6 protein-coding genes are annotated in these 6,116 nt (G+C 60.9%); 3 read left to right on the top strand and 3 right to left on the bottom strand.

Annotation, left to right across the window (positions count from 1 at the left end):
• Positions 1-184: 184 nt before the first annotated feature.
• Positions 185-859: an ATP-binding domain-containing protein gene (locus L972_RS01535; protein ID WP_047434712.1), complete on the bottom strand. Its 675-nt coding sequence runs from the start codon at positions 857-859 to the stop codon at positions 185-187.
• A gap of 166 nt (positions 860-1,025) precedes the next feature.
• On the opposite strand from L972_RS01535, the gene L972_RS01530 reads away from it, so the two are divergent.
• From L972_RS01530 to L972_RS01520, 3 genes are all read left to right on the top strand, one after another.
• Positions 1,026-2,345, top strand: a complete 1,320-nt coding sequence (locus L972_RS01530) for an MFS transporter (protein ID WP_047434708.1) — start codon at positions 1,026-1,028, stop codon at positions 2,343-2,345.
• 138 nt (positions 2,346-2,483) lie between these two features.
• A complete protein-coding gene (locus L972_RS01525; RefSeq protein WP_047434705.1) occupies positions 2,484-3,206 on the top strand; it encodes a MarC family NAAT transporter in 723 nt (240 codons plus the stop codon).
• Positions 3,207-3,365: 159 nt separating this feature from the next.
• Positions 3,366-3,569 carry a hypothetical protein gene (locus L972_RS01520; protein WP_005340062.1) on the top strand — a complete coding sequence of 68 codons (204 nt, stop codon included), beginning with the start codon at positions 3,366-3,368 and terminating at the stop codon, positions 3,567-3,569.
• 132 nt (positions 3,570-3,701) lie between these two features.
• Here the strand turns inward: L972_RS01520 and tldD are convergent, their stop codons facing one another.
• Together tldD and L972_RS01510 are read right to left on the bottom strand one after the other, a co-directional pair.
• Complete coding sequence (tldD, locus tag L972_RS01515) at positions 3,702-5,150, bottom strand: metalloprotease TldD (RefSeq protein WP_026035085.1); 1,449 nt, start codon at positions 5,148-5,150, stop codon at positions 3,702-3,704.
• 133 nt (positions 5,151-5,283) lie between these two features.
• A complete protein-coding gene (locus L972_RS01510; RefSeq protein WP_047434701.1) occupies positions 5,284-6,102 on the bottom strand; it encodes a carbon-nitrogen hydrolase family protein in 819 nt (272 codons plus the stop codon).
• Between the last annotated feature and the right edge of the window lie 14 nt (positions 6,103-6,116).

Below are 6,116 nucleotides of genomic sequence, written 5' to 3'. Positions count from 1 at the left end.
TTGACCCGCCACGGCAGGCAGAGAGAGGGCCGCAGCCAGCAAGGAGGCAAGCAGCGCCGGACGAGAGATGTGTTTCATAAGGCAGGTTGTCATCTTGAATCAAAAGAGGGGGCCAATAGTGCCCCCATCCCGCCTCTCAAATCTGTGAATGCTCCTGCAAAAGGGAGCATTTGACGCCCGATAATTAATCCTCGATTGGCAGCAGATCGGTAAAGACAAAACCGTCGCGCAGCACTGTCTCGCCGACCCGAATGCCGAGCGGACGGGAGAACATGGGGCCATCATAGGCCAGGGTGTGAAACTCGCCATTCTCGCCGCACGGATCGACCCCCGCCGGCAACGCCGCCAGCAGTGCCTCGTCAAAATCATGGCCACCCAGGCTGGCATCCAGCTTGTTCGGGTCGAGAGCACTGATCCGCGCCTTCAACCCAGCGGCCACCATCTGCGGCGCCAGTTCACGGGTATTGCTGCCCCACAGCGGGAATAGTGGTTCGATGCCGGTACCTGCCAGCTGCTTTTCACGGTAGGCGCGCACATCCTCGAGGAACAAGTCGCCAAAGGCCATATGGCGGATCCCCTGTGCCATCACATCGGCGATAAAGCCGGTCATGATGCGGGCGTAATCCTCGTTGCTGCAGGGCCAGGGCAGATCGATGGTGATGAGGGGCAGCCCGACACAGGCGGCCTGCTCGGTCAACAGCTGCTTGCGCACCCCGTGCATCGCCACCCGCTCGAATGCCTGATTGAGGGTAGTAAACAGCCCCACCACCTCGATGGCGGGGTCTTGCCGCAACTGATGCAATGCCCATGCGCAATCCTTACCGCTGCTCCAGGAGAGCAGTACCCGTTTCTTTTCCATCATTCCTCCGCCAGCGGGGCACTCGGATTGCCCCAAAAAGATGCAAGACAGTGTTGCGAATTGCGCGATTTACACACAAGAGGCAGGCAGCATACTCTCGATCACCTGTATATGCCCCTTGTCCGGGGTGACAATAACTAAAAAAACCGATGGGAAACATACGGATATGACCACAAGCACACAACAGCACGATCACGCCCGCCCCCTCAATCGACAGGATTACAAAACCCTGAGCCTGGCTGCCCTCGGCGGCGCGCTGGAGTTTTACGACTTCATCATCTTCGTCTTCTTCGCCGTGGTCATCGGCGAGCTGTTCTTCCCGGCCGATATTCCCGAGTGGCTGCGCCAGTTCCAGACCTTCGGCATCTTCGCCGCCGGTTATCTGGCCCGCCCGCTTGGCGGCATCATCATGGCCCACTTTGGCGATCTCATCGGTCGCAAGCGGATGTTCACCCTCAGCATCATCATGATGGCGCTGCCGACCCTGTTGATCGGTCTGCTGCCGACTTATGCGGTGCTCGGCATCGGCGCCCCCATCGCCCTGCTGGGCCTGCGGATCCTGCAAGGCGCCGCCATCGGCGGTGAAGTGCCGGGCGCTTGGGTGTTTGTCGCCGAGCACGTCCCTGCCCGTCGAGTCGGGGTCGCCTGCGGCACGCTCACGGCGGGATTGACGGCCGGCATCCTGCTTGGCTCCCTCATCGCCACTGCGGTCAACAAGAGCCTGACACCAGCCGAAGTGAGCGAGTGGGGCTGGCGAGTGCCCTTTCTGCTGGGCGGTATCTTCGGCATCGTCGCCATGTACCTGCGTCGCTGGTTGCACGAGACCCCGGTCTTCGCTGAGATGAAAGCCAACAAGACCCTGGCCGATGAGCTCCCCCTCAAGTCGGTACTGCGCAACCACAAGAGCAGCGTGGTGGTCTCCATGCTGCTCACCTGGCTGCTCTCCGCCGGTATCGTGGTGGTGATCCTGATGACCCCCACCTATCTGCAGAAGGTCTATGGCATCAGCCCGGCTGACGCCCTGACCGCCAACTCGCTGGCGATCGTTGCCCTGACCCTCGGCTGCATCGTCTATGGCCGACTGATCGACCTGCTGGGCAGCGGTCTCACCTTCATGTTCGGCTCCCTGCTGCTGGCGGGCTCCAGCTACGCCTTCTATCACGGTCTGGCGGCCGGTACGAGCCAGCTGGTGCCGCTCTATATGCTGGCAGGCTTTGCGGTCGGGATTGTCGGTGCCGTGCCTTATGTGATGGTCAACGCCTTCCCGCCGGTGGTGCGCTTCTCCGGTCTGTCATTCTCCTACAACGTGGCCTACGCCATCTTCGGCGGCCTCACCCCGATGGCGGTGACCCTCTGGATGAAGAGCGACATGCTGGCCCCCTCCCACTATGTGGTGAGTCTGTCGGTGCTGGGTTTCGCCATCGGTCTCTGGCTCTGGTTCCAGCAACGAGCCATCCGGCAGCAGCAAGCGCCGCAAGCGGCCTGACCCGAACAACAAGCCCCGGTATCTGCCGGGGCTTTTTTGTACTGCTTATGTTCAGTTTCGCCAGCATAAGATAGCCTCCCTCTGGGGCCTGCCACCCGCATCGCCCCATGACGTCCAACTCTTTATCCGAGGCTCAAGATGTTCTTTCAGGTCGTATTACTCACCTTGCTGGCGCTGCTGCCCATGGTCAACCCGCCCACCACGGCCACCCTGCTGCTGGGACTGAGCAAGGGGATGTCGCGCGAACACGTGCGCCGTCAGGTCAATCTGGCCGCCATCTATCTGTTCTGCACCCTCTGCATCACCTTCTTTATCGGATCCTCGATCCTGGATCTGTTCGGGATCTCCATTCCGGGCTTGCGTCTGGCCGGTGGCCTCATCATCGGCTTTATCGGCTTTCGCATGCTGTTCCCCGCCCCCAGCCAGCAGAGCGGGGTCGACATCAACCAGAGCATTGCCTTCGTACCGCTCACCATGCCTAGCATGTGCGGACCAGGCACCATGGCGCTGGTAATAAGCGGGGCAGCCCAGATCGCCGAGCTGCCTGACGAGTACAACCGCCTCACCATCTACGCCGGTGTGGTAACGGCGTTTGCCCTGATGAGCCTGATCAGCTGGGGGGTATTGAAGCTGGCAGATCCGGTCTGCAAGATCCTGGGCGCCACCGGCATCGACGCCATGACCCGTATCATGGGCTTCCTGCTGGTCTGCATGGGTATGCAGTTTTGCATCAACGGCATCAAGGAAGTGGCACAGGATCCGGTATTCCACGGCGGCCAGACCGTGCAAACCGCACCGGCGCTCCCAAAGGCTTCCGGCACGATTGATCAGTTACCGCAAAAGCCCACCGGCTCTGATTGAAAACGGTATCAAAAAGTCCCTGACGATCTGCACTGATCTTGTTCCTGATCATGTTATTGACACACAAATGAGTTAGTTTGTTTTTCATACAGACTTTATTCAGATGGACGCTGATAGGTTTGTTGATGAATACCCACTCAACTTCAGGAGAGTATGCAGATGGACAAGATGCTGACCGAAATAGGGAGCCATAGCCTGTTTCACGAGTACCTGAACGTGGTTGGGATTGCGAGCCCATCCCTCGCCAAGATCGAGCAACGCTGGGAATATAAAGATCAAGAGCAGCTGGTAGCCAAAATCCAGATCGACAAACAGGGTAACGCTCGCTATTTCATCGACGCCCGCGCCATATCCGTCAACTGATAACGAATAACCCGCCAGCCCCGGTCCAACGACCGGGGCTTTTTGTTGTCTGCGATCCCCTGAATAGCAAAACCCCGGCAAGAGCCGGGGTTTGAATGCGTCGGGTTACGCCGCTGCGCGGCTAACCAAAACCTACGACGTGCCACCCACGGTGAGCTGGTCCAGTTTGAGGGTGGGCTGGCCGACACCGACCGGTACGCTCTGCCCCTCCTTGCCGCAGATGCCAACCCCGCGATCCAGCGCAAGATCGCTGCCCACCATGGAGACCTGGCTCATCGCTTCGGGGCCGTTGCCGATCAGGGTCGCGCCCTTGATGGGGGCGGTGATCTTGCCATCCTCGATGAGGTAGGCCTCGGAGGCGGAGAAGACAAACTTGCCGGAGGTGATGTCCACCTGACCGCCACCGAAGTTGGGGGCATAAATGCCCTTCTTCACCGAGGCGATGATCTCGGCCGGATCGTACTGACCCGCCAGCATGTAGGTGTTGGTCATGCGCGGCATCGGCATGGCGGCGTAGGATTCGCGGCGCCCATTGCCGGTGAGCGGTACCCCCATCAGGCGAGCGTTCTGCTTGTCCTGCAGATAACCCTTGAGGATACCGTTCTCGATCAGCACGTTGTAGCCACCCGGTGTCCCCTCGTCATCAATGGAGACAGAGCCACGGCGACCCGGCAGGGTGCCATCATCGACGATGGTACAGTGCTTGGAGGCCACCTGCTCGCCGATGCGGCCAGCAAATGCGGAAGATCCCTTGCGGTTGAAATCCCCCTCCAGACCATGACCCACCGCCTCGTGCAGCAGCACGCCGGGCCAGCCGGAGCCCAGCACCACCGGCATGGTACCGGCTGGCGCGTCGATGGCTTCGAGGTTGACCAGCGCCTGACGCACCGCTTCACGCACATAGCCAAAGGCGCGGCTCTCCAGCCCGTCCAGTTCGAGGAACCAGTCGTAACCAAAGCGCCCGCCGCCACCGGCACTGCCACGCTCGCGGCGATCGCCCTTCTCGGCGATCACGGTCACCGACAGACGCACCAGCGGACGCACATCGGCAGCCAGGGTGCCGTCGGTGGCTGCCACCAGCACCTCTTCGTAGACGCCGCTGATGGAGGCCATCACCTGATTGATGGCGGGATCCAGACTTCTGGCGAACTTGTCCATCTGCTCCAGCAGGGCAATCTTCTGGTGCTTGTCGAGGGTCTGCAGCGGATCCATGGCCGGATAGAGCAGGTTCGCTTCGGTGCGCGCCCACGCCTTCACCTTGCCGTGAGCACCGGCTGCGGCGATGCCGCGAGCGGCAGTCACCGACTGTTGCAGCGCCAGCAGGCTCAGCTCGTCCGAGTAGGCGAAGCCAGTCTTCTCGCCGCTGACGGCGCGCACCCCGACCCCCTGATCGATGTTGTAGCTGCCATCCTTGACGATGCCATCTTCCAGCATCCAGGACTCGTGCCAGCTGCGCTGGAAATAGAGATCGCCGAACTCCACCTGATGGCTCATCAGGCTGCCGAGCAGCTGCTGCAGGCGCCCTTCGTCGAGATCGTTCGGGGCCAACAGGGAGGCACTAACCTGGCTCAATAGACTCAATCTTCTTCTCCACTCTCGTAACGAGCTGTTTTAAATCGTCTTGCCGACGGGTTGGCAACAAGCCGCACCATCACAACAAACGGGCATGCTCCAGCACGGGCAAACGGCTGCGTTTCAATTTTTCACCACACCATCAGAGCAAACGGGCGTGTTGCATCACTGGCATGGTGCGTTTCAATTCGTCGATAAGCCCGGGCTCCATCTTCGCCAGCACGGTGCCGCGCCCGGACTCTTTGCTCGCCAGCACCCGACCCCAGGGGTCGATCACCATGCTGTGGCCCCAGGTCTGGCGCCCTGTCTCGTGAGTGCCGCCCTGATTGGCAGCGACTACGTAGCACTGGTTTTCGATAGCGCGAGCCCGCAGCAGCGGCTCCCAATGCGCCTCGCCGGTCACGGCGGTAAAGGCGGCAGGCACCAGCAGCACACGGGCACCGGCTCGGGCCAACTGGCGGTAGAGCTCGGGAAATCGCAGATCATAACAGATCGAGAGGCCGAGGGGACCAAAGGGAGTGTCCACCAGCACAGGCTCCTCGCCGGGGCTGAATGTCTCCGACTCCCGATAGCGGCCGTGATTATCCGCCACATCCACGTCGAACAGGTGGATCTTGTGGTAGTGGCCCCTGAGCTCACCGCTGGGGTCAAACACCAGCAAGCTGGTGTGGATATGGTCGGAACCTGAGATGGTGGTCGGCATTCTTGTCGGCATAGCCCCGGCCACCAGCCAGATGCCGTAATCGCGGGCCCATTTGGCCAGCTGCTGCTGGATCGGGCCCTCACCTATGGCCTCCGCGCCATCCAGATAGCCCTGCCGTTCGCCAAACAGGGCAAAGTTTTCCGGCAGCAGCACCAGCAGCGGCCGCTCTTTGGGCAAGGCCGCCAGTTCGGCGGCGATCTGCTCCCGGTTATCCTGCCAGTGACGGCCAGATACCAGCTGTATTGCGGCTAACCACATGACGTTCTCCTTGT

Origin of the sequence: Aeromonas sp. ZOR0001, assembly GCF_000801015.1 — a bacterium.
GTDB classification, from domain to species: Bacteria; Pseudomonadota; Gammaproteobacteria; order Enterobacterales; family Aeromonadaceae; genus Aeromonas; species Aeromonas veronii.
This window is presented reverse-complemented; position numbering and strand designations above follow the sequence as displayed.

What these genes read in the sequence shown, in the direction of transcription:
- L972_RS01510 (WP_047434701.1), bottom strand. Translation starts at nt 6,102, where the DNA reads ATGTGGTTAGCCGCAATACAGCTGGTATCTGGCCGTCACTGGCAGGAT.
- L972_RS01525 (WP_047434705.1), top strand. Translation starts at nt 2,484, where the DNA reads ATGTTCTTTCAGGTCGTATTACTCACCTTGCTGGCGCTGCTGCCCATG.
- L972_RS01520 (WP_005340062.1), top strand. Translation starts at nt 3,366, where the DNA reads ATGGACAAGATGCTGACCGAAATAGGGAGCCATAGCCTGTTTCACGAG.
- L972_RS01535 (WP_047434712.1), bottom strand. Translation starts at nt 859, where the DNA reads ATGGAAAAGAAACGGGTACTGCTCTCCTGGAGCAGCGGTAAGGATTGC.
- L972_RS01530 (WP_047434708.1), top strand. Translation starts at nt 1,026, where the DNA reads ATGACCACAAGCACACAACAGCACGATCACGCCCGCCCCCTCAATCGA.